Genomic DNA, 26,007 nt, shown 5'->3' with positions numbered 1-26,007 from the left:
TCACAGCAACCAAACCTTAAGTTCATCAAAAGTATAAACCTTGGAGGTAACTCCAAGGTCAAGAAGAAATTGTCCAAGGCCAAGAAGAAATTTGCAAACCGACCAACCTCATATTGGAATGCCGGTTTTATTGCGACTTGAACTCTTTACACTCTTCTCTGTTCGTAGATACATCATCAATAAGAACCGCATCGTGTGAACAAAACGGCTGTGTATTCAAGCTCACTATCGATACATCGTCTTCTACAGGGTCAACTTGAGAACCTTGCATAAGCTCGGCAATATGATAGCGAAGCACCAAGGTACCGAGTATTCCGAACAAAACATTACCCAAAGCTTGCCCATACAACACACCCAATGCGCCATACCATTGCGAGCCTAAGTAGACGAACGGCAATGTACCGAGAGTGGCTTTACCCAGATTCAGTGCTGTCGAGTAAAGCGGTTTACCCAGGTTATTGAAAGAAGTATTGGCAACAAACAGCGCGCCATTAAAAGTAAAGGTTAAGGCGACATAAGTACAAAATGCCGCAACAATAATTGCCGCATCACCTTGTAGGCTAAAGCCTTGAATCACATAGTCTTGGACAAAGTATAAGAGAATACAAACGGCGATGGTGTATGCCGTAGTAACCAACAATGAGTTGTTGAGTGTTTCTTTTACTCTGTCCATTCGCTCGGCACCAAAGTTTTGCCCAATGATGGGGCCTACAGCGCCAGACAAAGCAAAGATAACCGCAAAACAAACCGGTGTTAGACGACCTATCACCGCAAAGCCTGCCACAAAATCCTCACCATATTGTGCGATACCGGTTGTCACAATCGCATTACCGATAGGCGTTGCGGTATTGGTGATAATGGCAGGGATTGCTATCGCTAAAATCGGGCGAATATTATTGCGCCATTGTGTCAAAGAAGGCGGAGCCACCAGCTGGTGACTGCGAACCAAAGGGTAAAGCGAGAAAAAGAGCACCGAAAAACGAGCAAAAACAGAAGCGATAGCCGCCCCTTCGATGTTCCAACCAAAACCAAAAATAAACAGAGGGTCGAGAATCGCGTTAACAATCCCACCCGACAAGGTCGCCCACATCGAACGTTTAGCGTCACCCGCCGCTCTCAAGCCAGCACCGGCCGCCATTGCCAATGCTAAGAAAGGGCCACTTGGTAATAATATTTGTAGGTAAGCTTGAGCTCGCTCTGCGGCAACCCCTTTTGCCCCTATAGCGGCTAACAGTTCTGGGATATAAGCAAACATCACCGCGGTAATCGTCAAACTGATGACAAAAGCGGTCAGCATAATACTGGTGGCGAGGTTTCGAGCGTGTTCCTGATTCTTTGAACCGATCGCTTTGGAAACTAACGCGCCCATAGCAATGGAAGTACCGATCGAAACGGAGGTAGAGAAAAAAGTCAGCGTGCCTGCAAAACCCACCGCAGCGGCCAATTCGACTTGTCCCAACATACTGATGAACAACATATCGAGTAAATCGACCACGAATAACGCCATCAAACCGACTGAGCCAGCCCCCGACATCACCAATATGTGGCGCATCGTTGAACCTTCTACAAACTTTGCCGTTTGATTTGACATGAAACCTCCAAAAGCTGGGACACCCACAAGCAAGCTCTCTAAACTAGTGACCCAAAACTAGCGTTCCACAAGCTAGGGAGCCACAAAGAAAGGATCTACCAAGAAAAGCTCTATACAGAAAAAAGGCGCTAGTGCGCCTTTTTCAATTGAGGGTATTGAGAAAAATAATCGTTCTTAACACGCTACTATACCTGATGTTTGAAGCATTCTTCCAAGTTCTTGCCAATTGCTCTCAAAACATCGGTTCTGGTGATCATACCCACTAGCTTTTTGTTATCGAGCACTGGATAAGCTTTGGGTTTACCCACTTGCATCATATCTGCCAATTCAATGATGGATAAGTCTGGTGATACCGACAGCACCTCTTGGTACATGCAATCACCCACAATGTGTGTGTCTTGGCAGAAATAGCTCACCTTCACCAATTTTTCTAATAAATCTTGCTCAGAAAGGAAACCAATAACTTGCTCATTATCATCAATTACTGGACCGCCCATGTGATGGCTGCTCATTACTCTATCTAACGCGAGACTTAACGGCATGTCAGGAGTGAATGTCACAACCTGCGGCGTCATGTAATCTTTCACTTTTATTGAATGCATTTCGTTCTCCCTAAATACTTTTCGTCATGTCTTTTTCTATCTTGTTAACCTAATTGTTGTCTAAAATCTTGATTTTACTAAATGGATTTCAACAATTTTATTGATAGGTAAAACCTACCAAGGCGAGAAAACAAGGTCACAAAAGGCTTGTGAGCATTTTTACGCGAGCAAAAAAATAAAAAATAGAGTCCTTACAAAGCCTTACTTTATGACACTGGCTTGAATGAATAAACCTTGTACTCTTCACACCATAAATAATTATATCGTTACAATTAGGCCATTTATGCAACACAACAACAGTATGTACGCGTACATTTATTCCGGTGTCGATGGTACAGAAAACACCCTCATCGCCACTGTCGATAACCAAGAAAAGCCGCTTATCTCTAGCTGCGTCGATGAGATAAAACACATGTCTAGCTTAGCGATTGATCTGGCGGCAAAACACAATTTGAAAGTAAAGCTGGTCAAATACCAAAGAGAGCAAGAAATCGACTTCGGCTTGTTCGTTAAATAGCAGACTCATCGCACATGTCTTGACTCACAAGCTCAACAAGCATTGTCAACGACACATGAATACCGTATTTTGTGGCAAGTTCTTGAGTAGGTAATCACATTGACGATGATTACCTGCTTTAACCGATAAGCGCTCGAATTGGAGACATCCGTCGCACCGCTTTTCATTGTCCAAACGGTTCACTATGACTTCGCTTCGTTCCCCTCACACTGTTCTATCTCACTTTATACCTAAGCTAAAAAACTACTTTAGCGAATTGTTAGATTTCCAATCGCGCATTTGGGTGGTTCATATCTTTGAAGACTCCATCACCGATCAGTCCTTTGTGATAAATGAAGATGGCTTTAAAGAACCGTTAGAGTGGATGAAGAAACGAGCCTATCAAACAGCAATGCTTGAACGAGTAGAGAAGATGAAAATCTCACAAGTCATTGAGATTCAATTTGAAGACAAGATGCATCGATTGATGCGAGTAAAGTAACTCTTATTGTTTGATCATTCACGAAAGCCCTTTGCTAGAAATCAAGCACAAAAAAGGCCAGCACTCGCTGACCTTCTATCATTGATTAAAAACCATCCTCTAACGCGCACAATACTCATGCCACAGACGCACCGCTTTCTGGTATGCCTCAGTTTTATCGTGCGTTTCTGCGAATAAAATCGCAGTCATACTGTCCACAACACTGTTCGCCATCAGCTCCATCTCATCTTCCGGTGTACCCAGCACACATTCAGAAGGCAGAGGCAGTTCAACATTCATCGTGCCTTCCCAGTAGAAAGATTCCACCTTCTCAGGAGAACTCATCCACACAGTTTGACTCACCTTAGGGTTGTATTCTGATTCGCCATTCATACCTTTAAATGAAATAACCGAGTGGGATTTATTACCAATGACATGCTCAACTTCAGCGTGTAACTGAGGAAAGCCCGGGTGAAAACTTCCACGTAAACCCAAACGGCCACCACCTGGGTTCAATGCTCGAACTACCGTGTTGATCGGTGTTCTCAGTCCGTAGCGGTGTTTCCAACCAATCATAGTTTGCGCTTCAGGTGCGAAGTTCGCCAAAGGCAAATAGGCGATACCATCCGCTTCAAGTATCTGCTTGGCGTCTTGTGGGTCTTGAGCTCGGCGAACACCAACACACTCTAGGTGAGTCTCAACGTGCGTCCTACCGCTCGGCTTATCCATATAGCCATGCATTAAGACTTTATAGCCATTATCAGCTAAGATTTTTGCCGCCAGCAAGTTCCAAGGCTTACCACTGGCAGTATCGTTACGCTTACCTGCGTAGCACGGCCAGTCAATATCAGCGCCTAAGTCTGGTACTCGAGATTGAAAGGCTTTTACAAAGCCTGCGATCTCTTCATTGGTTTCATTCTGCACACGAATCAACATCAGTAGCATAGCCATTTGGTCGTCACCGACCTCTCCGCTTAAATACTCATCCATGATGCGGTAGGCTTGTTCGAACGATAAAGGCTTACGCCCTCTTTCTCCTCGTCCAACTGTACGAATACACTCTAAAATACTACTCATTGATTGTTTATTCTCTTCCGTTGATATCAATAAAATTCGAATACGCTTTCGATTCTATGATACCCACAGTGCATTGCAAAGCGATTCAGTTGCTATCGACCTAATTACCAATACGCGGATTGGTGTTCTAAAAGTAAACTTACTGGTGTAAAATTATCGTATGCAATGCTAACTGCGACCTATTGAGTAACATCCAAATGACTGTAAAAAAAACGCTGAGCCAAAGAAAACGTGAATCGATCGTTGCTGCTGCTATCGCAGAGTTTACTGAGCACGGTTACAAGGCCACCAGCATGGATAAAATATCGAGCCGCGCGGAAGTATCAAAGCGCACTGTATACAACCACTTTGCCAGCAAAGAACTGCTTTTAGATGAGATTCTAGACAGTATTTGGAGCAAGACTCTCGCCGCGACGCATTTCCCTTATCAAGCAGAACTGCCTCTTAATGAGCAGCTCGCTTCGATTGCTAATCAAGAACTCGAGCTTTTAGAATCAGAAGGCTTTATCGATTTATCTCGCGTGCTGTTCTCAGAGTATTTCCATAACGCCGAACTGGCGCATCAAGCTATGGAGAAATATTCCCAAGCAGAAAGTGGACTCACAACCTGGATTAAAGCAGCACAGGCAGATGACCGCTTAATTGAACTAGACCCTCTATTTGCATCTACCCAATTTATTGCACTGTTAAAGTCTTCTGCATTTTGGCCACAAATCATTGGTCATGCGCCGTCACCGAATGCGGAACACAAACAGGTGATCATCCAGTCCAGTGTCGAGATGTTCCTGAAACAGTATCAAGCGTAATAAAAGTTGAGCTCGGCTAAGTTTTATTGGGTTTGATTAGAGATGCACAAACGAGTGAGGTATGATTCGCCCGCTTCACTCGTTTACCAAGACTAAGAATTCATGCCAAAGTTGATTAACAAAATTTGGGTACACGCTTTCATGCTCTTCGCTATGCTAATGGCCACCATTAGTGTGGACAGCATCGCGAGCAGCAATGCTCTGCAAGCACCCCAAGCTCAATCAACTTCTGCCAATAGCTTCTCTTTCTCTGCTTCTAACATCAGTTCTGTAGAGAGCACCCCAACACCTTATTCCAGTGCACAACCCAACGTTGAGCACCACTGCTGTGGATCAGTCTGTCTACTGAAAATGCCACCACTTATCGTTTCTGAATCTTTCGAACCGCAGATTGAGTCACTGGCACTGATAGAAAAAGAGCCTTCGCACAAAGCGATTGTTTCACCACAAGCGCCATACCGCCCCCCTATTTCCTAATCGTTTGTCCCTGTTTGGTAATATCTGCCACCAAGTTATAACAGCACTTTTGCTGTATCAAATGACATCCGAATTTAGGAAATGAACACATGAAAAAACTATTTAGTCTCTTTGCCGCTCTACTCTTGAGCGCTTCAGTAAACGCCGCACAATTTGAAGAAGGCACGCACTACAAAATCCTTGATGTAGCAAAGGCCGACAAGCCTGTCGTTACCGAATTTTTCTCTTTCTACTGCCCGCATTGTTACAAGTTTGAAGGGGTCATTAAGTACCTAAAAGCAGACTTGCCAAAGTCTGCAAGCTTCAAAAAAGTGCACGTCGCTTTTATGGGTAACAACATGGCAGTACCAATGGCGAAGGCTTACGCGACCATGATTGCTCTAGACGCTGAAGAAAGCTTGGTTCCTGCCATGTTTGCTCAGATCCATGAGAAGCAACAAACACCAAAAAATGAAGCTGAACTGCGTGAAGTTTTCATTGATAACGGTATCGATGCGAAGAAGTTTGATGCGGCTTACAACAGCTTTGCAGTGAACTCGATGCAAAAACGTTTCGATAAAGAGTTTGATCAAAGCACACTAACTGGTGTTCCTGGAGTTCTGGTTAACAACAAATACATCGTAAAACCGGATCAAATAAAGAGCTACGAAGAGTACAACCAACTAGTTAAGTACCTGCTAACGCTCTAAGTCCGTTTTTATCTCAAAGCCAGTGATTCCATCGCTGGCTTTCTTATATATGAAGTCTCCCTAGCCACTCACCATTCCCGTAAATCCGCTTGGGAAGTATTGTTAACTGGCATCCTCCACAATTTTTCATATACTGCACTCAATTAAGCTATCCACAGTGCTGTAGCATTCAAAATATTAGCACTCAAATATTGGGACCTTTATGATCATTCTGACCACAAACTTTGGCGACATTGAAATTGAACTGAACCTTGAAAAAGCGCCGGTAACGTCGAAAAACTTCCTTAAATACTGCCAAGATGGCTTCTACGAAGGCACAACATTTCACCGTGTTATTGAAGGTTTCATGATTCAAGGTGGTGGACACACTATCGACATGACAGAAAAGCCAACTCGTGCACCTATTGTGAATGAAGCTAACCGCGGCTTAAAGAACGTGATTGGATCTCTCGCAATGGCTCGCACTGACGCACCCCATTCAGCAACGGCGCAGTTCTTTATCAACCTTGACGACAATGATTTCCTTGATCATACAGCAACCAGCAACTCAGGTTGGGGCTACGCTGTGTTTGGCAAGGTTTCAGCAGGTATGGATGTGGTAAACAAGATTGCGCTTGCACCAACCACCACTCGCTGGGGACATGAAGATGTGCCGTGTGAAGACATCGTGATTACTAAAGTCACTGTTCGCGACTAATTCACTCACGCGCTTTCCTGCCCCTAGTGCATTCGAATTAATTGCACAAAGAAAAGAAGGCAGCGCGATAGGGCTATGGTGGTAAGGGTTCGACTTTACCACCTGTATTCAAAGCTCGTTGTTAGAACCGTTACCAACGAGAGCGGTAAGTACGGTGACATCCTTTACAAGTATTGTTCACAGAATCTAACCCTTGTTCTGCGCTCGACATATCTTGCTCAACACTCGCTTGATAAAGCTCTGAAAAGCCTTGGTTCATCTGCAACATCAGTTGGTTAAATTTCTCAGGCTTGCTCCAAATCTCCTTTTTTGCCTTACCTCCAGTATCACCTTCAGCAAAACTCACATTCAATACGGTTCCATGTTCCACCAACATTTCACTTAGCTCACCCACTTTCAGCCAATCCACATCACTGTTATTCAATTCTGAATCAACTTGTTTAGTAACCTCTTCAATAGAACTGAAAGCTTGCTGACGATTATTTACAGCATCCGCTGCGGCGATAGATATCATAGGTAGAGCAATCGTAGGCAGTGCGATGATTAGAGCGATAGTGAATTTTTTCATAATGTCATTCCTAGTGATTAATTGATTGAGTGGTTAATTGACTGAGTGATTTCTTCGTTAATTACTGATTGGTTTCTTAGTAAATTACGGCTTGATAGTTCAACCGTAATCGAAGATATACATTCAACTTACACAACAATAGTTGCTTAAGCAACTATTGTTGTGTAAATTGTTCCCGCCAAGCAAATTCGCAAACAGGAAAAGCATTATGAAAATCTGGGATCTACCAACTCGACTTTATCACTGGCTTCAAGCCGCACTCTTTATTGGTCTTGCTGCGTCAGGGTTTAACGGACAAGGCCCTCATGTTTACTTAGGCCTCACACTGTTCAGTCTGATTTTATGGCGCTTGGTTTGGGGAATCGTCGGCAGCGATACCAGTCGCTTTTCTCAATTTATTAGCTCCCCAAAATCGGCTTGGAATTACTTCCGCGGAAAAGCACGACCAAAACCGGGACATAATCCGTTAGGTGCGTGGATGGTGATAGGAATGATCACGACTCTGTTTGTCCAATGTATGACTGGGCTTGTTATTGCTGGTTTCTTTGATGCGATTCCAGGTTCGGAACTCGTAATTACTGATGTAGTATTCGATGTGTTATGTACGGTGCATGGCATTGCAGCACGTATGTTAGTGGTATTTGTCATACTGCACTTGGTGGCCATTATCATCTACAAACTGCGTTCAAAGCCGCTGGTCCTTGCCATGATTACAGGTAAACAAAACCATTCAGCGTCAACGGATTATTTCATAAATGGCAGTCAATTAGCTTTTTCATCAAATAGGAAAGCGTTGTTGGTGCTAATTGCATCGGTATTAGTTACGATGACAATAGTTGTAATATCACAGTAAAATTAGGTAGCGAAAGATGCCAGAAGAGTTTGATAGACAAAAAAGCTTTGGTTGGATGATCAATGTGATCGCCAATAAAGCGACCAAAGATTTTGACACGGAATTGAAGGAACATGGCTTAACCATTGCTCTATGGCCAACCATGATGTGCCTTTGGGAAGAAGAGGGACTTACACAGCGTGATATTGCTGCGAAGTCCAAAGTCGAGAATTCGACAACAACACGAACATTAGACAAGCTAGAAAAGCTTGAGTTGGTTGAACGCAGAGCCGATCCAAACAGTCGTCGTTCTTTCAGAATCTACTTAACGGAAAAAGGGAAAGCACTCGAAGAACAACTCGTTCCAATCCCTATTCGTTTAAACAAAGAATTAATGAATGAGTTGGACGCTGAAGAACAACAGCAGATGATCAAGCTACTTCAAAAGATGGTCGCAGCGATCTGATCTTACTGTGACCGGATCTTATTGCTAGTGCATGCTTAATGAGTTCTAAACATACACTAACAAACAATACTCGGCCTTGCGCCGAGTGTTTTATTTTCGTCTCGACCATTTGATATAACAAAATAGCGAACCAATAATCACCGCTCCGCCTAGCAACTTTTGCATCTCAACCGTTTCACCCAACACGCTGACACTCAATAACAATGTCCACACGGGCTCAAGAATCATGATCAATGCCGCCACTTCCATGTTCACGGAGTGCTGACCAACGGTTTGTAATAAGTAACGGATAGACGTCGCGATCACCGCAGACACGATAAACCAGAAGACTAAAGTTTTGGTGATTTCGAACTCCGGCTGAGTCGTCATGGAAGCAAAGGCTAAACCACTCACACCCACCACAAACAGTTGCACACAGATTGATGCGATAGGTTTAATATTGGTAATCACACGTTTGTTCATCACAAAGTGAACAGACAACAACATCGATGCTAGCAAGAAGTAAATCTGACTCTGCTCTACATTCCAACCATTGCCCAAAGTCAGCAGTAGCATGCCGATAATCGCGATCGGGAAAGACATCCAAAATGCACGATTCGGTTTCACTCGGAAGATAATCCAAGAAACAAACGGCGCAATGATCATGGCGAGGCTCATGATGAATGCCCCTTCCGACAAGCTTTCTGTCACCGATACTGCAAACACCCATACCTGCAAAGAGGCAGACAGCAGCAAACCAACGCCGCAAAGAGAAAGAACCTGCTTAAGCGAAAGCTTACGAATATGATGAATACAAAATGGCAAAAGAATCAAACTCGCGACGAGGAATCGCACACCAATGAACACTGGCCCCGGCATTTCCAATACCACCAGCTTAGATGCAATCCATCCAATCCCAGCTAACAGGGTTGCAAATAGGAGGTAAAGCTCTCCGCGCATCGCTTTCATCATTTTACTTGGTCCAATAACAAAAAAAGCAACCCGACTCTGCAAGGTTGCTTTTTATAAACATTCAACAGGATCAAGATACTATCTCAATACTCTGCTTCAGGCAGCTGTTTTTAGCCTGCGTATTCTGGGTAATCCGTTAAACCTTTTTCAGCACCACCGAACAATGTGTTTGGATCGTGCGCCGCTAGCGGGTAACCATTTTGAATGCGAGCAGGTAAATCTGGGTTAGCAACGAATGGACGACCAAAACCAACCATGTCAGTTACGCCTTCAGCAACGGCTTTTTCGCCACGCTCGCTATCGTATTTACCCGCATAAATTAGGACACCATCGTAAGCTTCACGAACTGCCGCTTTAAATGCTTTTGGCGTTTCAGGTGCATCGTCCCAATCTACTTCTGCAATGTGCAGGTAAACAATTTTGTATAGGTTAAGTAGTGCTGCCGCTGCTGTGTAAGTCTCTACTGGCGTAGCGTCAACCGTACCATTCAACGATGTGAACGGAGCAAGACGCACACCAACACGGTCAGCACCAATCGCTTCAACCATAGCTTCAACCACTTCACCAAGGAAACGTAAACGGTTTTCAATTGAACCACCGTATTCGTCATTGCGGTTGTTTGCTTCAGAATCGATAAATTGATTGATCAAGTAACCATTCGCTGCGTGAAGTTCGATACCATCAAAGCCCGCTTCAATCGCATTCAAAGCCGCTTGGCGATACTGTTCAACCACTGCTTTGATGTCTTGTTTCGTCATCTCACGAGGTTCAACCACATCCACAAAACCCGGCTCATCAGTGCCGTTATCGATGAATACTTTTACGTTTTCTGCTTTAAGTGCAGAAGACGAGATTGGCTGTTCACCGCCGATGTTATCTGGGTGTGTTACACGGCCTACATGCCAAAGTTGAGCGAAGATAACACCCTCTTTGTCATGTACTGCATCGGTGACTTTTTTCCAACCCGCAATCTGCTCGTCAGAATAGATACCCGGAGTCCAAGCGTAACCTTGGCCCATAGGTGAAATTTGTGTGCCTTCAGCGATAATCAAACCTGCAGAAGCGCGTTGAGCGTAGTAATCCGCCATCATGTCGTTTGCTGAATTACCAGGTTGCGTCGCACGTGAGCGAGTCATCGGTGGCATAACAATACGGTTTTTAAGCTCGATATTACCAAGTTGAATTGGTTGAAATAATGCATTTGTCATTGTTATATCCTCGATTAACCTAGTTGAATCAGTTCGATTTGGTAGCCGTCTGGGTCAGTAATAAAAGCGATATGAGTTGAACCACCTTTCACTGGACCCGCTTCGCGAGTGACGTTACCACCTAGCGATTTGATCTTGTCGCATGCTGCGTAAATATCGTCTACACCCAATGCCAGATGACCAAACGCGCTGCCCATCTCGTACTCATTCGTATCCCAATTGTACGTTAGCTCGATCGTCGTACCACCTTGCTCGTAGCCAACAAAAACCAATGTGTAGCGGTAGTCTTTGTTTTCATGGCGTTCAAGTTCCGTCATTCCCAATACCTTGGTGTAGAACTCGATAGACTTGTCTAAATCAGTAACTCGGATCATTGTGTGTAGGAATTTCATATTTCGCCCTTATTAGCACCACAAGCATGGCGCCGTTATTATTTTGAGTGGAGGTTATCCACTAATCTCTGAGTGAAATAATACGATTCAGCGAGGAATTAAGGAAATTATCAAAAATTCTCAATGTGATAATTTTTTGTTATGCATTTTATGGCTAGATCGAACTCAATGACACAAAAAAGGGAAGCCAATACTTCCCTTCGAGTTAGACTCTTAACTAAAACCGTAAACGCCTATCTTTAAGAGTTTTCGACATTGCATCAGACGTATTAATCACTTGTTCTCTGAACCATTTATGAGCAGGGTCGCTATTCTGCTTCTTCAACCAAATCAGGTAGTGAGACATTTGCTCATAATCAAAAGGAGGCTTAAAGAGTTGTAAGCCGAGCCTCTCTTGGAACTGCAGAGCCATAGAGAGTGGGACTACCGTGATATAATCCGACTGACTACACAGCAAAATATTGCTAAACAGCGACCGTCCGTGAAATGCGATTTTGCGTTTGGTTAAATCCAAAGAAGTATAATGACTCAAGCTGCGAACTTTACGTCGCGTTCTGTCTAATACGGCATGCTTTTCACTCATGAACTGCGCTTCGCTGATCTCACCTTGAATGCGAGGGTGCCCCGAACGGCACACGATGGCAAAGTCTCCCTGATACAGGGTTTCACTCGCAATACTTGGGTGTTCAGGAACCACTATCTCAATCATGGCATCGAACTCTTGCGTCAAAAGATCTTCATAGATGCGATCATCACTGTCTGGTTGATCAAAGACTTCTAGCGACAAATTTTGATTGGGAAGCGCCGCAAAGCTGTCGAGCAGTACCCACTGAAGATGTTCGGGACAAGAAATAACAAACTTACGTTCAGAGACTCGCTCATCAAAGCTAGCCATCGATTGAAACACGCCATTCAATTCATTGATCGGCGCTTTGATCTGTTCATACAAACTTTGGGCATAGGATGTGGGCACAACACCACGTCCTTTTCGAACAAAAAGCTCTTGGCCAATCTCTTTTTTTAGGCGTGCTAATGCGGTACTGATGGTCGATTGATTGGTACTGAGCTGATCCGCAGCCTTACTTAAACTGCCCTGCTCCATCACCGCAGAAAACACGGCAAGTAGGTTGAAGTTGGGGATGTCGTTGCTCATATATCATTACTCATTAGGCGACCATTAGTGCTATGCTATCGTAAAAACGATAGAACATACAATTGTCTCGCTTTTCATGACACTTTGTTCAACGCATTGGGATATACATTTGACCAATAATAGCTACAATATTTTTAATTCAACATTCAACAAAGACTTCTTTTCTAACAACTATACTCATACATTTGGCATATCATTAATATAGCTTGCAAATACTCAGTGAATAACTCCCTTTACGGACCAAACTTATTATCAGTCATATATATTTCATCATTCATATCCATCACTCTTTCTAGTGTAAAAAATGTGTAAAAATATCAATTTCAATAAATTACTTACTGATGATTTTATTAATCATTTCCTTGATCCAAACCAAGTTAATGAACAATGTTTTCTATGTCTATATGAGCCTTTTCAAATAAATCGACCTACCGATTTAGAGTTATAACTACTAATCGTAATTACGATATTATCAAATCGTAATTCTGGGTAGATACTGGTCAAAACTCTTCCTATTATCCTGCTAACAAATCAATTATCAGCCCAAACAGAAAACTGACAAATGTTTTACTTTGGTATGTCAATTGTCATGGAAGAGCCCCTCGATTGCCGAGGTAATACACGTAATAAAGACAGTCGCTGAAAAGCCGCACGAATATTAATTCGAACGCCTCATAGCCATCTAATTTACGTCTGCTGACAAATAATAGAGATTGATTTGTAGAGGAGCATATTCGCTTCTTGATACCGAGAATCGGTTGTCTGGACTGAGCAATATCACTTTAAATGTCATCTATTACTTTTGTTTATTATGAGTACCAATCTACCCACATAATAAACATCTACTTTTTAAGATGTCATTAAAGGTGACTTCTAGGCTGCAAATTCTCTCTTCTTATTGATGTAGGTTGAGATATGAACTTTATAAAAATCGTTTTCCAGAAGATCTGGGCCGTTGCTATGGTCTTGATTAAATTCTGCCTGTTTATGGCGGTGATGTTTGCTGGTGCATGGGCTCTCGCACCATTGGGCACTATCCATTCTAAAGACATCGACATGTCTCAATTCAACAACCATCCCAATGAAATGATGATGAACTTCTTCCAGATGGAGTACTTCTCTGGTTACTTGTTTTCAGTGACAATTGCTGTGGTATTAGCCGGTGTTTACGGCATGTGGCAGTTGCATGAACTGGGTGTACATAAAGCAAAAGAGCACAAAAGCGCTCACGTACAGATCGTGTTTGCACTGTCACTTTGCGGACTCTTCATCAGCAAAACATTCTGGGTTATCGCCTTGGTTATCGCGTTGGCGAATTGGAAACATATTGGTCAATCACTGAGTGATGTGATTCGCCGTGGTGTACAACCTAAACAAGACGCGGCCAATACAGAGACAGCTGCAGTCCACGTATCACCTGAACAATCGGTAACAGAGCCGTCTCAAACAAATCAGTCTCAAACAAATCAGTCTCAAACAAATCAGTCTCAAACACAACAGTCTCCAGTAGAGCAATCTTCAAAAGAACAGGCTTCAGAAGAAAAGGCTCCAACAAAACCATCCCCTACAGAAAAAGAGGTCGCATAATGAAAGAGATGATGATTCCATACATCCTAATTGTATGGTCACTGTTTGCGACAGGCGCACTTAAGAAGAACTTCAAAAACTACACGTGGGCTGCCATTGGCGGTGTAACGATTCTTGCGATATTAGCAGTTATCTCTCGCTTGTGGGCACCCGTTGATTTAACGAACTCAACCACAGTGAAAGCACCACACGCGGTGATGTCACCTATCTTTGGCCAGCAGATCGACCAAGTGCTTGTTGAGCACAACCAAATGGTTAAAGAAGGCGACGTAATTTACACACTCGTCGACATTGACTCTGCCGCCGACAAAGCAAAGATCGAATCTTCAATTATTCAGAAAGAAGAAGAGATCAAGCAAATGAATCGCGACTTAGAGCGTGCTGAAACGTCACCTGAAATCTTCAATATGCGTGACGTAGAAAAATACGACTCAGACCTTCGAGTGCTGCACGCTCAACTTGTATCGTTAAAAGCCGATCTACAAAAAGTAAATTGGGCGCAAGAGAAGAAAACCATTAGAGCTGAATTTGATGGTCAGGTATCGATAGTGAATATTGCTGAAGGTTCAGTAATGGGTAACATGCACCTCTACAACACCAGCAAAAAATTCCTTGAGATGCGTATTTCAGACCAAACTTACGGCTATGTTCAAGTAGGAGACTTCGCAGAGTTCTTCGTTGATGCCTACCCAGGGCATGTGTTCCGAGCAAAAGTACACAGCTTTAATGCAGGTACGGGTGAGTCGAGTATTTCTCCACTTCAGGGGCCACAAAGCGTCGGTCAACACGTGGTAAGAAACGGTAACGGTTTAGGCCGTACCATCGTACTTGAGATCATCGAACCAGAAGGTTTCAATATCCCAATTGGTTCAGCTGGCGCAGCTTGGATTTCAGCTGAGAAGCCACATCCATTCTGGGGCTTTATTGATGTAATCGGCGCAGCAACGGTTCGCCTACAATCTTACAAGTCATACTTAGGTGCTTGGTAAGTACTGAGGTTCTCGGTAAACACTTATATAACATCCATTAGTTCCAAATTAAATGCCCTGAATTTCAGGGCATTTTTGTATCTGTTGCAAGCCCCACTTACTAATTGATTTAGATCAATATAAATCGTTAATACAATCATTAGATAAATAAATCATCGAAAAAACGATATATCGATATCCTATTAGCGCGTAGATAGCGACCTTTCCCACCTCTATCATTTGGCTCAAGAAATCCAATTCCTGTATCCAAACATAAGGTCACGACCATGACTAATACATTCAAAAAAATGGCGCTTCCTGTTGCTATCGCGAGCGCTCTATTTGCTTCTGGTTTTGCATCTGCAACTCCAACTGTAGAAGCGACATCGAAAGTAGGCCAAGAGCTTCAAACCGCAAATGCAGCTCAATACCAAAACATCGATCTTGATGCGCGCTACAAAAGCGAGGTTCTATTCGAACACGAATCAAACATGTTCTGGGGCAAAGGCGAACGTATCCAAGTGCTTTCAAAAACGGGCGATTCACTGGCTTTCACAGAAGAGTCTGATCACGTACACCCAATCCTAACCAAGCACGGTCGTAAGATGGACCAAGCGATCATCAAAGTTGATGACAATGTTTACCTTGGTTACGGTTTTGGTTTAGACACTCCAGTCATGATCGAAGGTGACGATGGCATCATCATTGTTGATCCAGGCGAATCAGTACAAATGGCCGAATCGGTAAAAAACCAATTCCGCGCAATCACAGACAAACCAGTAAAAGCGATCATCTACTCGCACAACCACATTGACCACATTTCTGGTGTTCGTGCATGGGCAACAGATGAGCAAGTGGCTTCTGGTGAAGTGAAAATCATCGCTCAAGAAGATCTGACTCAAGCTGTAGCTAACTGGTCTTCAAACCTAGGTACACTGTTTGGTCACCGCACTTCTTACACAGGTGCAAAACACGTTGAAGAAGGCGAGCACGGGACAGTAAACGATGGCCTTGGCCCTCGCTTCATGCAAGGTGATATCTCGTTCATTGAGCCTAATATGCTCGTTGAAAAAAATGGCACATTAGACATCACAATCTCTGGTGTTCACATGCAGATCGTAAACGTGCCATCTGAAACCAAAGATGAGCTAGTGATTTACTTCCCAGAGCAAAAAATCCTGCACGCGGCTGAAGTACTTCAAGGCGAAAACTTCCCGAACCTTCACACCATCCGTGGTACTAAATTCCGTGACCCATCAATGTGGTTCAAGGGCATCGACATAATGCGTCAGTTCGACACTGAGATCATGATTAACTCTCACGGTCGTCCTGTTGAAGGTAAAGAAGCGGTATCTGACGTATTAACGGCCTACCGTGATGCGATTCAATACACGCATGACCAAACTATCCGTTACATGAACAAAGGTATGACGCCAGACGAGCTAGTTGAAGTGGTTAAACTTCCTAAGCACCTTGCAGAGCACCCTTGGTTAGGTGAGCACTACGGCACTGTGGCACATGCCGTGCGTCAGATTTACGTAGGTTACAACGGTTTCTTCGAAGCGGATCCATGGCAGCTAGAGCCAATGGCTTACGAGCAACGCGCTAAAGCATTCGTAGAGATCATGGGCGGTCGTGACAACATCCTTACTACTGCACAAGCCGCAATTAAGGCTGAGAACTACACCTTTGCAGCAGAGATTCTTTCTTACCCAATCACGGTAAACAAAGACGACATGGAAGCACGCTTACTGAAAGCACAAGCTTACAAAGCATGGTCTGCCGATCAAGTGAACATCAACTGGCGCAACTGGGCATTGAATGCTGCAGCTGAACTAGAAGGTAGTCGTGATTTCTCTAACATGATCAGCTTCGCTTCTGTTGACGTTCTAACAGCCCTACCAAGTAAGCAGATCTTCGACATGATGACGTCGACTCTAATTGCAGAAAGCACGTTAGATGTAAACATGGCGCTAACGTACAACTTCTCTGATACGAATGAGTCATTCACTATCGAAGTTCGTAACGGTATTGCACAGCTTCATGAAACAGCCGTAGAAGGCGCAGATGTTCAAATCAACACTTCTCGTCAAGTGCTGAACCAAGTCCTGATGGCTGGCCCTAATGCTCAACAAGTGATAGGTACCAACCTACAGTCTGGTGCATTCAAGTTCTCGAATGGCGACATCAAAGGATTCGGTCAATTCATGAGCTACTTCGATAAGGCAATGACTCCAGAAGAGATCATGCTCATCGTTCGCTAACTGACACACGTTAGTTAAGGGCTCGCTAGGATAGCAAGCGGATAAATATAGGGACCCTCGTGGTCCCTTTTGTTTATTGTGTTTTTTTCAATCTCATCCGTTCACATCAACTTTAATGATGACGTGATGGGAAATTTACTCGTTCAATTTAAGGTTTCTAGATGCTAAAACGTTTCGCTCTGCTACTTTCACTCAGTTCATCTCTGGTTTTTGCCTGCGGCCTACATCAGGATACTGGACTTAGCTTGATCACTGAACCGGGCTCTCTCGAAGTCTTTGGCAACATAATCAATGCAAGACAAGGTGACGAATTTGGCAATTTAAATAAACCTGACCATTTCCGCCTTTTTGCAATCCAATCAGCACTTGGCAAAGCACATCCACACAAGATTAAGTTCAACCTATTTGAAGCGATTAAAGGTCACTACAGCCAAATCAGCATTGAAAAAGGCGTGAACGTTTCAGGAAGAGACACTTTGCCGACAGAGAACGATTTATTGCTTATTACAGAGCTCGACGTGTTCGATGCATTGACCAACGGAACGATCTCTTGGGATCAAGCTACACTGAATGGATTAGTGGTAATCAATGGCCCCCAAGATAAACGCGAGCAATTAGAAGCTTGGTTCAATGATATTTTTGCTGAGTGATCGACTCATTCTAACCTTACTTGCTCAATGGCATTCCCCTCAATATTGAGCACAAACGATAACGAGCCGATAGCAAGAAAATAGTGTGCTAACTGATTAAAAACACTTCAAAATCACAAACCACTCCCCTCTCAATTATATAAAGCCACCATTATTGGAATTAACATCACTTAATGTAAGCTCCACCTTGCAATTTTGTTCAAAATTCAACCTAAAAACAAATAGTTACAAAATACCCTCTGTAATTGGTGAAAAAGAAATCAATTACAATAATATCCACAAAAAAAATGTGACTTCCTGCGAATCTCCAAAATAAATTTGTGGTTAAATACGGCACATCATGAATCAAAGATAAGAGAAAGCATGTCTACAAAAGCATTTGGTGACTTCTATTGCTATTTACACTGCCTCACTTTACTTTCAACAAAGGAGCAGGGGCTCACACCTAAAGAGTATCTTGATGATGTTCGAAAAGAGCCTTTTTATTACCGTGGAGACACCTCACAAGAGGCTCAACAAAAGTGGGCAGAGCGCATATTAGACTCCGTATATAAATACCATGGAGTCCAAGGTTCTGGTCCGGCCGGGCATTCGGAGTTATTAGTACGTGACGGGACTGCATCGAAAGCTCGTTATAAAGTAAAAGAAGGCGTTGATTTTGATGTAAACCCTGGATTAAGTGATTCAATCTCAATGTTAGGTAGTATTGGCAATCAATTGCGAGAACGGCTTTTGCCGTCAGCAGGAGCGAAACTCAACGACGCCCTAAGGCTTATTTCAAGAGCAAAAACAACGCTAAATAGCGCACCATTCAAAATTCAAGTAAGTTGCTACGACTTTGTAGCGCCACAGGTTGAACAATCCGTGCTTTATGACATAGAAAGTGCACTTGAAAATAGACAAGTACTCTCATTTGATTACAACAATCATCGCTGTGAGGTTGATCCATACGCTTCGTTTGTCTATCAAAAAGTCTTTTATCTTGTCGCTCGAGAGCGTTACAAAAGAAGCTCTAACGGTAGCTCCATGTCTGGAGAAATGCGTACCTATACGATGCACAAGATAAACAACATTGAAATACGCTCAAATCAAAGTTTTTCAATGGGTAACAAGTCTGAATTTTGCCTCCACGCTTATCTATCGACGACAAAGGGTAAATGGGTTAACGGCGGTGAAACGTTCGAAGTATTACTTAAAATGATGAGAGATTCTGAAGGTAACAGCAAGTTTGTAAATGAATTTAAACTGAGTGAATGCCAGGAAATAGAAGAAACATCGAAAAGCCACTACATTGTCAGAGCAAGGGCTAGAGATAGCTTAGATTTTAAACATTGGCTCATTCACAACGCAGATTGTGTGGAAATTTTAGAGCCATTAAAACTACGTCAAGATGTAATACGAGACCTTAAACAAGCGATGAATGTCTATTCACATTAGATAGCATAGTCATCATATATTAATTTCAACCTTGGCTCCTCCAAGTAAAAATCTAATACACATTCATGCCATGATATATTTATTAGAAATTATAAATATATCAAATAAAATTAAATTTAAAAAATATTTTAACTAATTTCCAGTTTTAGACAAAAAACGTCAGATTTTACTGCCACAATCTACACACTAAAATAATAAATTAGGCTTATCTGTGGTTAAAAAAATATTACAGATTTTTGTTGATGAACTTTATCGTCTCAACTATAAATCGACTAGCATTACACATCGTCTTCCATTTTATTGGTATCGACCATTTAAATTAATGAGCCGATTACTTGTTTTACCCATCATATTTCTATTTATGGTTTAATTGTAATGAACAAAAACTTATCAAAATTAGAATGGTCACTATTGGTGACAACAATTACTTTCATTAGTCTTAGTGTCTTCCTTTACTACTTCTTATGTAAGAACTTGTTTAATGGTGGATTCAACGATGTTCTTGAAATCATTGCTGTATTAGCGCTGACTTATGGCTCATTTATTTTTGCAAACTACAGCGTAACATTATTGGCCGAGAAGTATTGCAGCCGTAGGGTCCAACATGAAGATCGTTAAATGGGTAATCTCGGCATCCACTTCTCTAACATTCTGGATTTTTATACTATTTTACTACTTCTCTAGCTCAATCAACGCCAACACTGGAGCAAGTATGGCGCCTACTTTTGAAGGGAAGTACTGGACCACGGTTAATGGTGTTCGTTTGGGTAGATACAATCCTGAACACGGTGATGTCATTCGGTTCCTGCACCCTCCAAAACACCGTTCTGAAAACATTTCATTCAGAAAAAGAGTGATTGGTATACCGGGTGATATTATTATGTTAGACATGGGTAAACTTTATATTAATGGTATAAAGGTGTCTCATGAAATAACAAATGAAGAAGATGGGTACATATATATAAACGAGAAAATTGGTCTTCACGATTATAATGTAAGGTATTCAAAAGAAAAATCAAATTTATTTAAAAGTAATCTTACTTGGCACGTTCCTGAAGGTAAAATAATGGTGTTAGGTGATAATCGTGATCACTCCTATGATTCAACCTTTGATAGTTTCGGATATGCAGACATTAATAATGTTAACGGTATCTATAACAAAGTGATACTCAACGTAGCAAACGGTAGCCGTAAGTTAAATTGTAATTTAAGAAGCTCATCTGATTACAATATCCTCAACAGAAGTTGTTAAACATTGTGATGACAGATGTAAATTAACCGGGCTAACTTCAATAGCTAAATTTTTAGATTATAAATAATGATAGTAGCTGTCGATTAATAATAGGTAACGCGGGGTATCCCACGTTACCTTTATTATTTATATGGGCTTACAGAAAGTGCAAAGGAATCAGCTCTAAACCGAGTACACCACTGATGCTCATGACCACCAACAGGGACACCTTAAACACTGTCTTTGACCACTGGATGTAGTTGAGGCAATCGACTTTGCGGAATGTCACTTTGGTCCACATAAAGCAAACGGCCGCCGACACCGCTAGGTATTCATAACCCGCCTCTCCGAGTAAAAATAACCCCAGAGCAACTGCACCAAACGCCACCACATACGCTTTCATGTGCTGATGTGCTTTGTCGACACCCTCTTTCACCGGTAATACAGGAATGCCTGCATCGCGGTAGTCTTGAATACGGAACATCGCAATCGCATACGAGTGTGGCATCTGCCATAAACAGAACATGATGAACAATAGAACGGCTTCTAAGCTCAGGTAGTTAGTAACGCCAAGGTAGCCAACCAATGGAGGAACCGCGCCAGAGATGCTTCCCACTAAGGTGCCGTAAACCGAATTACGCTTGTACCACATGGTGTAGAAAAAGACGTAAAACACATAGCCAAGCAACACCACAACCGCCGACATCGGGTTCACATACTTGAACAACAATGCCGTACCCACTAGCAATAAAACCAATGCATAGATAAAAGCGACATCAGTATTAATATTGCCTTGAACCAATTCTCGGTTTTGGGTGCGTTTCATTTTTTGATCGATATCTCGGTCAAAAATGTTGTTCACCACACAACCTGATGCAATCACAAGCCCTACACCCGCTAATGTCGTCAGTAACAACATCGCACTGGCTGGTTCTGTTTTTGCGGCGAGGAAGAACCCCGCCGCAACAGAAATCAGGTTGCCGAAAATGATGCCCGGTTTGGTAATAGACAAATATTTTTTCAGCATACCTTGGCCTACAACTTCATGTTGACGTTCATGTTGTAGATGATCCATACCGAGCCAGCGATAAGAATCAATACAACAATGGCAGTAAACATCAATGACACCAAGTTCCAACGCCCATCGGAAGATTTCGCTTCCATATGTAAGAAGTACTTAAAGTGCACAAAGATTTGCACCAGCGCACAACCGAACAAGATCACGTAAGTTTCAGTGCTTGGAAGCGCATGCTCCCACACGATGTAGAACGGAATAATGGTCAAAATTAGTGACGCAATAAAGCCTTTCACATAATCCGTTGCACCGCTGTCTAGATGCTGTTCCATTACATCACCCCCATTAAGTACACGATGGTAAATACGCAAATCCAAACGATATCAAGGAAATGCCAGAACAGGCTTAAGCACTGGAAACGCATCGACATGTTGTCGTTCAAGCCTTTGGTTGAAAGTTGGTGATACGCCACCGCCATCCAAATCAGACCAAACGTTACGTGCAAACCGTGTGTGCCAACCAAGGTAAAGAACGCAGAAAGAAACGCACTCTCTTGAGGACCATAACCTTCTGCAATCAAGTGATGGAACTCATACACTTCCATACAGATAAAGGTTAAGCCCAATACGAAAGTGACTTTTATCCATCGCTTCAGTCCGGTAACGTCTTTGCGCTTCATTGCAATCATGCCAAAGCCAAAGGTGATACTACTGAACAGCAGCATCATGGTTTCGACAAACACGAACGGCAGTTCAAAGATGTCTTTGCCTGTCGGCCCTGCGATAGATCCACTCTCAAGCACGGCATAAGTCGCGAAAAGCGTGGCAAACAGGACACAGTCACTCATCAAGTAAACCCAGAAGCCAAACAACTTGTTGCCCGCCGCTTCGTGGTGATGATCATGCGAGTGTGCAAGATCATAAGTGTGTGACGGAGTCTTAGCTTGCATACGTCGTCTCCAAATCATCTTTATTTTTGTTGTTATCACTGTCACCGTCAGCGCTGTTACCACGACCAGAGTTGTCGCCTTTCACTGACTGTTTCTTCGCTTCTGCAAGCTGTGCACGTCGAGCCGCTTCAATCGCTTTGATCTCTTCAACTTCCACGTAGTAATCCACATCGTCGTTGTAGCTGTGTTGAATACACGTCACCACGATGCCCACTAAGCTTGCTGCTGCTAACCACCAGATGTACCAGATCATTGCGAAGCCAAATGCCAACGCCCATGCCGACACATAAATGCCTGTCGGTGTGTTCTTCGGCATATGAATACGTTCGTACTCTTCTTCCTGAGTTGGGTCAAACTCACCACTTTGCTTTTGATACCAGAACGAATCGATCTCATCGCCCTTAGGCAATTTCGCAAAGTTGTAGAACGGCGGTGGTGAAGACGTTGCCCATTCGAATGTACGTCCACCCCATGGGTCACCGGTTAGATCTCGGTTTTGGTCGCGGTCACGAACACTCACGTAAATCTGAACGAACTGACACACCACACCCATCGCAATCACGCCCGTACCAGCAGCCGCAACCGCCAGTAGAGGGAAGAACTCAGGGTTAATGTCTTGGCTCAAACGACGCGTCATGCCCATAAAGCCCAGAGCGTAAAGCGGCAAGAACGCCATCAAGAAACCGATGATCCAGCAGTAGAATGCGCGTTTGCCCCAAAGCTCGTTCAGAGTGAAACCAGTCGCTTTCGGGAACCAGTAACCAATCGCAGCAAAACAACCGAAGACAACACCACCGATGATCACGTTGTGGAAGTGAGCAATCAGAAATACTGAGTTATGCAGAATGAAATCTGCGCCCGGTACTGCCATCAATACGCCCGTCATACCACCAACGGTAAAGGTGATTAGGAAGCCCACTGTCCACATCATTGGCGTGGTGAAGCGGATACGACCTTTGTACATGGTGAATAGCCAGTTGAAGATCTTAACCCCGGTTGGGATAGAGATAATCATGGTCGCGATGCCGAAGAAGGCATTCACGTTAGCGCCAGACCCCATGGTGAAGAAGTGATGCAACCAAACCACAAACGCTAAAATAGTGATAGCCACCGTTGCCCATACCAGTGAGGTATAACCAAACAATTTTTTACGTGAGAAAGTTGCAGTCACTTCAGAGAACACACCGAAGATAGGCAAGATTAGGATGTACACCTCAGGGTGTCCCCATGCCCAAATCAGGTTCACATACATCATCACGTTGCCACCAAGGTCATTGGTGAAGAAGTGCGTGCCGATGTATCTATCCAAAGTCAGTAACGCGATGGTGACCGTTAGGATTGGGAAAGAGATGATGATCAGGATGTTGGCACACAGAGATGCCCACGTGAATACTGGCATCTTCATCATTGGCATAGACGGAGTACGCATGCGCAAAATAGTCGCGAAGAAGTTCACACCCGTTAACGTGGTACCCACACCGGATATTTGCAGCGCCCATATCCAATAATCGACCCCGACTCCCGGACTTGCCTCAATACCGGAAAGCGGCGGATACGCCAACCAACCCGTACGACCAAATTCACCTAAGCCCAGTGACATGTTGGTTAGGATGATACCCACCACAAACAGCCAGAAGCTCAGGTTATTGAGGTAAGGGAACGCAACATCACGAGCACCAATTTGCAGCGGTACAATGATGTTCATCAGGCCGATAACCAAAGGCATCGCGACGAAGAAAATCATGATCACGCCGTGAGCCGTGAAGATCTGGTCATAGTGATGTGGCGGTAAATAGCCTGTCTCACCCGCTGCAGAAAGCAATTGCTGACTACGCATCATGACGGCATCGGCAAAGCCACGAACTAACATCACCATAGCGACCGCAATGTACATGAAGCCCAATTTTTTGTGGTCTACAGAAGTAAACCATTCATTCCAAAGGTATTGCCACTTACCGGCTTTTGTTACCGCATACACCACTAAACCACCCACTAAAGCGATCATGGTTAACGTGAACAAAATAATGGGTTCGTGGTAGGGAATTGAGTCTAGAGTTAATCTTCCAAACATGACGATTATCCTTGGGTTTCCGGCAAACAGTTCATTGAACCAGGGTGCTGGGTCACGACATCAGTGAATAAAAATGGTGGGATACTGGAGAACAAAGTCACAGGTTCAGCCACACTCGGCGCAGCCAATGAACGGAATTGCTCCCAGTCTTCAATACGGTCTGGGCTAGCTTTCACTTTTTCCACCCAGTTTAGAAACGCCACTTGATCAGGCATGGCTGATGCGGTGAATTTCATTTGAGAGAACCCTTTACCACTGTAGTTCGATGCAAAACCTTTGAAGTCACCTTCGTGGTTCGCGATCAAATTCAGCTTGGTCACCATTCCCGGCATCGCGTAGATCTGCGAGCCAAGACGCGGGATAAAGAACGCGTTCATGATGTTGTCTGAAGTTAGCTTAAACGTCACCGGTACATCTTTCGGGAACGCAACATAGTTAACCGTCGCAATGTTTTGCTCCGGATAGATGAACAGCCACTTCCAGTCCAGAGAGACCACTTCGATCACCATAGGCTTAACGTCACTCTCCAGAGGCTTGGAAGGCTCTAGTTCGTGTGTTGTTCGCCAAGTGATGGTGGCCAGAATCGCAATAATGATGATTGGAATCGTCCATACCACTATTTCAATCTTGGTTGAGTGCGCCCAGTCAGGTGCATACTCTTCTGTGGTGTTGCTTTCACGGTATCTATAAGCAAAGTAGATGGTCATCAGGATCACGGGGATGACGACAATCAGCATCAGCAACAGAGCAGTAATAATCAGCTCCTTTTCCTGAACGCCAACGCTACCTTTTGGGTCGAGCAATGCGGAGTTACATCCTTCGAGCATCAGGACGGTTCCCACCAAACCAATCCTCGACAGATTTGCTCTCGATAAAATGCGTTTATATCTTGAAGCTTCCATTAACTTTCTCGATGGTTATCCAGCCTCAGAACGAACGCCCGAGTACTGGTTGTCATGGTCATTAGAATATTTATGTGTTGAGCATGTGAAACGACGCATCTCAAAGCGAAACGGAATTAGCCACTATCTTGAACAGTCGACAGTTGAACAGTTGAACTGCCAAGTTAAAACGACAGTGCTGCGTAGCCGAAACATTGCCGCACGGTTAAAACCACACAAAAAATATGACTTAATTGTTACACTTTGAAATACATTGTTACATTTGGCGCATTATGAGGAGTTGAAATTGAAAGCTCACCAAACAAACTTGGAAACTAACCTTCCAGTTATGAAAGTAAGATGTAGGAAATTGATGCAATTCAGACGCACAACATGAACGTGCCACACGAGTCGAGCCATGTGCGGAAAAGGATTAAAGCGAAACGGGAGAGAGAAAAGTAAACACGC

Annotated in this window: 28 protein-coding genes; 15 read left to right on the top strand and 13 right to left on the bottom strand. The window is 43.4% G+C overall.

Annotated features, from left to right (window positions below):
• Window positions 1-127: 127 nt before the first annotated feature.
• Both DUN60_RS03685 and DUN60_RS03680 read right to left on the bottom strand, forming a co-directional pair.
• The gene (locus tag DUN60_RS03685; protein WP_114633207.1) at window positions 128-1,591 is read right to left on the bottom strand and encodes an MATE family efflux transporter; all 1,464 of its coding nucleotides are present in this window, start codon (window positions 1,589-1,591) and stop codon (window positions 128-130) included.
• A gap of 185 nt (window positions 1,592-1,776) precedes the next feature.
• On the bottom strand, window positions 1,777-2,193 hold the full coding sequence (locus DUN60_RS03680) for a CBS domain-containing protein (RefSeq protein WP_054546682.1): 417 nt from the start codon (window positions 2,191-2,193) through the stop codon (window positions 1,777-1,779).
• 283 nt (window positions 2,194-2,476) lie between these two features.
• Between DUN60_RS03680 and DUN60_RS03675 the strand changes: the two genes are divergently transcribed.
• Both DUN60_RS03675 and DUN60_RS03670 read left to right on the top strand, forming a co-directional pair.
• The gene (locus DUN60_RS03675) at window positions 2,477-2,710 is read left to right on the top strand and encodes a hypothetical protein (protein WP_004736278.1); all 234 of its coding nucleotides are present in this window, start codon (window positions 2,477-2,479) and stop codon (window positions 2,708-2,710) included.
• Window positions 2,711-2,894: 184 nt separating this feature from the next.
• Window positions 2,895-3,191: a hypothetical protein gene (locus DUN60_RS03670; RefSeq protein WP_114633206.1), complete on the top strand. Its 297-nt coding sequence runs from the start codon at window positions 2,895-2,897 to the stop codon at window positions 3,189-3,191.
• A 99-nt stretch (window positions 3,192-3,290) separates the two neighbouring features.
• On the opposite strand, the gene DUN60_RS03665 is transcribed toward DUN60_RS03670, so the two are convergent.
• Window positions 3,291-4,247, bottom strand: a complete 957-nt coding sequence (locus tag DUN60_RS03665; protein WP_054546684.1) for a glycosyl transferase family protein — start codon at window positions 4,245-4,247, stop codon at window positions 3,291-3,293.
• A gap of 197 nt (window positions 4,248-4,444) precedes the next feature.
• Between DUN60_RS03665 and DUN60_RS03660 the strand changes: the two genes are divergently transcribed.
• The 4 genes from DUN60_RS03660 (at window position 4,445) to DUN60_RS03645 (ending at window position 6,916) form a co-directional block, all read left to right on the top strand.
• Window positions 4,445-5,053: a TetR/AcrR family transcriptional regulator gene (locus DUN60_RS03660; RefSeq protein ID WP_114633205.1), complete on the top strand. Its 609-nt coding sequence runs from the start codon at window positions 4,445-4,447 to the stop codon at window positions 5,051-5,053.
• Window positions 5,054-5,155: 102 nt separating this feature from the next.
• Window positions 5,156-5,530, top strand: coding sequence for a hypothetical protein (locus tag DUN60_RS03655; RefSeq protein ID WP_065205574.1), 375 nt, complete (start codon window positions 5,156-5,158; stop codon window positions 5,528-5,530).
• Window positions 5,531-5,619: 89 nt separating this feature from the next.
• Window positions 5,620-6,219 carry a thiol:disulfide interchange protein DsbA/DsbL gene (locus DUN60_RS03650; RefSeq protein ID WP_114633204.1) on the top strand — a complete coding sequence of 200 codons (600 nt, stop codon included), beginning with the start codon at window positions 5,620-5,622 and terminating at the stop codon, window positions 6,217-6,219.
• Window positions 6,220-6,421: 202 nt separating this feature from the next.
• Entirely contained in the window at window positions 6,422-6,916 is a 495-nt protein-coding gene (locus DUN60_RS03645; protein ID WP_004736286.1) for a peptidylprolyl isomerase, read from the top strand.
• 130 nt (window positions 6,917-7,046) lie between these two features.
• On the opposite strand, the gene DUN60_RS03640 is transcribed toward DUN60_RS03645, so the two are convergent.
• Entirely contained in the window at window positions 7,047-7,484 is a 438-nt protein-coding gene (locus tag DUN60_RS03640) for a c-type cytochrome (protein WP_114633203.1), read from the bottom strand.
• A gap of 208 nt (window positions 7,485-7,692) precedes the next feature.
• On the opposite strand from DUN60_RS03640, the gene DUN60_RS03635 reads away from it, so the two are divergent.
• Complete coding sequence (locus tag DUN60_RS03635; RefSeq protein ID WP_114633202.1) at window positions 7,693-8,337, top strand: cytochrome b/b6 domain-containing protein; 645 nt, start codon at window positions 7,693-7,695, stop codon at window positions 8,335-8,337.
• Window positions 8,338-8,353: 16 nt separating this feature from the next.
• Window positions 8,354-8,782, top strand: coding sequence for a MarR family winged helix-turn-helix transcriptional regulator (locus tag DUN60_RS03630; RefSeq protein ID WP_054546690.1), 429 nt, complete (start codon window positions 8,354-8,356; stop codon window positions 8,780-8,782).
• Window positions 8,783-8,872: 90 nt separating this feature from the next.
• On the opposite strand, the gene DUN60_RS03625 is transcribed toward DUN60_RS03630, so the two are convergent.
• The 4 genes from DUN60_RS03625 to DUN60_RS03610 all read right to left on the bottom strand — a co-directional run bounded on the left by DUN60_RS03625 (window position 8,873) and on the right by DUN60_RS03610 (window position 12,486).
• Complete coding sequence (locus DUN60_RS03625) at window positions 8,873-9,733, bottom strand: DMT family transporter (protein ID WP_114633201.1); 861 nt, start codon at window positions 9,731-9,733, stop codon at window positions 8,873-8,875.
• 110 nt (window positions 9,734-9,843) lie between these two features.
• Window positions 9,844-10,941, bottom strand: a complete 1,098-nt coding sequence (locus DUN60_RS03620; protein ID WP_114633200.1) for an alkene reductase — start codon at window positions 10,939-10,941, stop codon at window positions 9,844-9,846.
• 14 nt (window positions 10,942-10,955) lie between these two features.
• On the bottom strand, window positions 10,956-11,333 hold the full coding sequence (gene gloA, locus DUN60_RS03615) for a lactoylglutathione lyase (RefSeq protein WP_054546693.1): 378 nt from the start codon (window positions 11,331-11,333) through the stop codon (window positions 10,956-10,958).
• Window positions 11,334-11,550: 217 nt separating this feature from the next.
• Complete coding sequence (locus DUN60_RS03610; RefSeq protein WP_114633199.1) at window positions 11,551-12,486, bottom strand: LysR family transcriptional regulator; 936 nt, start codon at window positions 12,484-12,486, stop codon at window positions 11,551-11,553.
• Window positions 12,487-13,401: 915 nt separating this feature from the next.
• On the opposite strand from DUN60_RS03610, the gene DUN60_RS03605 reads away from it, so the two are divergent.
• From DUN60_RS03605 to lepB, 7 genes are all read left to right on the top strand, one after another.
• Entirely contained in the window at window positions 13,402-14,073 is a 672-nt protein-coding gene (locus tag DUN60_RS03605; protein WP_114633198.1) for a magnesium transporter, read from the top strand.
• On the top strand, window positions 14,073-15,062 hold the full coding sequence (locus tag DUN60_RS03600) for an efflux RND transporter periplasmic adaptor subunit (RefSeq protein ID WP_114633197.1): 990 nt from the start codon (window positions 14,073-14,075) through the stop codon (window positions 15,060-15,062). Before DUN60_RS03605 ends, DUN60_RS03600 begins: the two co-directional genes overlap by 1 nt.
• Before the next feature lie 266 nt (window positions 15,063-15,328).
• Entirely contained in the window at window positions 15,329-17,305 is a 1,977-nt protein-coding gene (locus DUN60_RS03595; protein ID WP_114633196.1) for an alkyl sulfatase dimerization domain-containing protein, read from the top strand.
• 161 nt (window positions 17,306-17,466) lie between these two features.
• Window positions 17,467-17,955: a hypothetical protein gene (locus DUN60_RS03590; RefSeq protein ID WP_114633195.1), complete on the top strand. Its 489-nt coding sequence runs from the start codon at window positions 17,467-17,469 to the stop codon at window positions 17,953-17,955.
• Between the two features lie 363 nt (window positions 17,956-18,318).
• The gene (locus DUN60_RS03585) at window positions 18,319-19,392 is read left to right on the top strand and encodes a helix-turn-helix transcriptional regulator (protein WP_114633194.1); all 1,074 of its coding nucleotides are present in this window, start codon (window positions 18,319-18,321) and stop codon (window positions 19,390-19,392) included.
• Window positions 19,393-19,767: 375 nt separating this feature from the next.
• Window positions 19,768-20,010: a hypothetical protein gene (locus DUN60_RS03580; protein ID WP_114633193.1), complete on the top strand. Its 243-nt coding sequence runs from the start codon at window positions 19,768-19,770 to the stop codon at window positions 20,008-20,010.
• On the top strand, window positions 19,997-20,644 hold the full coding sequence (lepB, locus tag DUN60_RS03575; RefSeq protein ID WP_114633192.1) for a signal peptidase I: 648 nt from the start codon (window positions 19,997-19,999) through the stop codon (window positions 20,642-20,644). The genes DUN60_RS03580 and lepB overlap by 14 nt, the downstream gene beginning before the upstream one ends.
• Before the next feature lie 136 nt (window positions 20,645-20,780).
• On the opposite strand, the gene cyoE is transcribed toward lepB, so the two are convergent.
• Genes cyoE through cyoA form a run of 5 tightly spaced genes read right to left on the bottom strand, consistent with a single transcriptional unit; the run spans window position 20,781 to window position 25,560 of the window.
• Window positions 20,781-21,650, bottom strand: coding sequence for a heme o synthase (cyoE, locus tag DUN60_RS03570; protein ID WP_208638353.1), 870 nt, complete (start codon window positions 21,648-21,650; stop codon window positions 20,781-20,783).
• A gap of 8 nt (window positions 21,651-21,658) precedes the next feature.
• A complete protein-coding gene (cyoD, locus tag DUN60_RS03565) occupies window positions 21,659-21,970 on the bottom strand; it encodes a cytochrome o ubiquinol oxidase subunit IV (protein ID WP_114633190.1) in 312 nt (103 codons plus the stop codon).
• Entirely contained in the window at window positions 21,970-22,587 is a 618-nt protein-coding gene (gene cyoC / locus DUN60_RS03560) for a cytochrome o ubiquinol oxidase subunit III (RefSeq protein WP_244212201.1), read from the bottom strand. Before cyoC ends, cyoD begins: the two co-directional genes overlap by 1 nt.
• Window positions 22,577-24,658, bottom strand: coding sequence for a cytochrome o ubiquinol oxidase subunit I (cyoB, locus tag DUN60_RS03555; protein WP_114633188.1), 2,082 nt, complete (start codon window positions 24,656-24,658; stop codon window positions 22,577-22,579). The genes cyoC and cyoB overlap by 11 nt, the downstream gene beginning before the upstream one ends.
• A gap of 5 nt (window positions 24,659-24,663) precedes the next feature.
• Window positions 24,664-25,560, bottom strand: a complete 897-nt coding sequence (gene cyoA, locus DUN60_RS03550) for a ubiquinol oxidase subunit II (protein ID WP_077680639.1) — start codon at window positions 25,558-25,560, stop codon at window positions 24,664-24,666.
• Window positions 25,561-26,007 lie beyond the last annotated feature (447 nt).

This window comes from Vibrio splendidus (assembly GCF_003345295.1).
In the GTDB taxonomy this organism is placed as follows: domain Bacteria; phylum Pseudomonadota; class Gammaproteobacteria; order Enterobacterales; family Vibrionaceae; genus Vibrio; species Vibrio splendidus_K.
Note: the sequence above shows the minus strand (reverse complement) of the source record. Positions and strands in the feature narration are given on the sequence as shown.

Coding starts and splice junctions, on each gene's coding strand:
- cyoD (WP_114633190.1), bottom strand. CDS start 21,970: ATGGAACAGCATCTAGACAGCGGTGCAACGGATTATGTGAAAGGCTTT.
- DUN60_RS03620 (WP_114633200.1), bottom strand. CDS start 10,941: ATGACAAATGCATTATTTCAACCAATTCAACTTGGTAATATCGAGCTT.
- DUN60_RS03650 (WP_114633204.1), top strand. CDS start 5,620: ATGAAAAAACTATTTAGTCTCTTTGCCGCTCTACTCTTGAGCGCTTCA.
- DUN60_RS03660 (WP_114633205.1), top strand. CDS start 4,445: ATGACTGTAAAAAAAACGCTGAGCCAAAGAAAACGTGAATCGATCGTT.
- cyoB (WP_114633188.1), bottom strand. CDS start 24,658: ATGTTTGGAAGATTAACTCTAGACTCAATTCCCTACCACGAACCCATT.
- gloA (WP_054546693.1), bottom strand. CDS start 11,333: ATGAAATTCCTACACACAATGATCCGAGTTACTGATTTAGACAAGTCT.
- DUN60_RS03670 (WP_114633206.1), top strand. CDS start 2,895: ATGACTTCGCTTCGTTCCCCTCACACTGTTCTATCTCACTTTATACCT.
- DUN60_RS03665 (WP_054546684.1), bottom strand. CDS start 4,247: ATGAGTAGTATTTTAGAGTGTATTCGTACAGTTGGACGAGGAGAAAGA.
- DUN60_RS03680 (WP_054546682.1), bottom strand. CDS start 2,193: ATGCATTCAATAAAAGTGAAAGATTACATGACGCCGCAGGTTGTGACA.
- lepB (WP_114633192.1), top strand. CDS start 19,997: ATGAAGATCGTTAAATGGGTAATCTCGGCATCCACTTCTCTAACATTC.
- DUN60_RS03590 (WP_114633195.1), top strand. CDS start 17,467: ATGCTAAAACGTTTCGCTCTGCTACTTTCACTCAGTTCATCTCTGGTT.
- DUN60_RS03625 (WP_114633201.1), bottom strand. CDS start 9,733: ATGATGAAAGCGATGCGCGGAGAGCTTTACCTCCTATTTGCAACCCTG.
- DUN60_RS03605 (WP_114633198.1), top strand. CDS start 13,402: ATGAACTTTATAAAAATCGTTTTCCAGAAGATCTGGGCCGTTGCTATG.
- DUN60_RS03685 (WP_114633207.1), bottom strand. CDS start 1,591: ATGTCAAATCAAACGGCAAAGTTTGTAGAAGGTTCAACGATGCGCCAC.
- DUN60_RS03580 (WP_114633193.1), top strand. CDS start 19,768: ATGAACAAAAACTTATCAAAATTAGAATGGTCACTATTGGTGACAACA.
- cyoC (WP_244212201.1), bottom strand. CDS start 22,587: ATGCAAGCTAAGACTCCGTCACACACTTATGATCTTGCACACTCGCAT.
- DUN60_RS03595 (WP_114633196.1), top strand. CDS start 15,329: ATGACTAATACATTCAAAAAAATGGCGCTTCCTGTTGCTATCGCGAGC.
- DUN60_RS03655 (WP_065205574.1), top strand. CDS start 5,156: ATGCCAAAGTTGATTAACAAAATTTGGGTACACGCTTTCATGCTCTTC.
- DUN60_RS03600 (WP_114633197.1), top strand. CDS start 14,073: ATGAAAGAGATGATGATTCCATACATCCTAATTGTATGGTCACTGTTT.
- DUN60_RS03640 (WP_114633203.1), bottom strand. CDS start 7,484: ATGAAAAAATTCACTATCGCTCTAATCATCGCACTGCCTACGATTGCT.
- DUN60_RS03645 (WP_004736286.1), top strand. CDS start 6,422: ATGATCATTCTGACCACAAACTTTGGCGACATTGAAATTGAACTGAAC.
- cyoE (WP_208638353.1), bottom strand. CDS start 21,650: ATGCTGAAAAAATATTTGTCTATTACCAAACCGGGCATCATTTTCGGC.
- cyoA (WP_077680639.1), bottom strand. CDS start 25,560: ATGGAAGCTTCAAGATATAAACGCATTTTATCGAGAGCAAATCTGTCG.
- DUN60_RS03585 (WP_114633194.1), top strand. CDS start 18,319: ATGTCTACAAAAGCATTTGGTGACTTCTATTGCTATTTACACTGCCTC.
- DUN60_RS03635 (WP_114633202.1), top strand. CDS start 7,693: ATGAAAATCTGGGATCTACCAACTCGACTTTATCACTGGCTTCAAGCC.
- DUN60_RS03610 (WP_114633199.1), bottom strand. CDS start 12,486: ATGAGCAACGACATCCCCAACTTCAACCTACTTGCCGTGTTTTCTGCG.
- DUN60_RS03675 (WP_004736278.1), top strand. CDS start 2,477: ATGCAACACAACAACAGTATGTACGCGTACATTTATTCCGGTGTCGAT.
- DUN60_RS03630 (WP_054546690.1), top strand. CDS start 8,354: ATGCCAGAAGAGTTTGATAGACAAAAAAGCTTTGGTTGGATGATCAAT.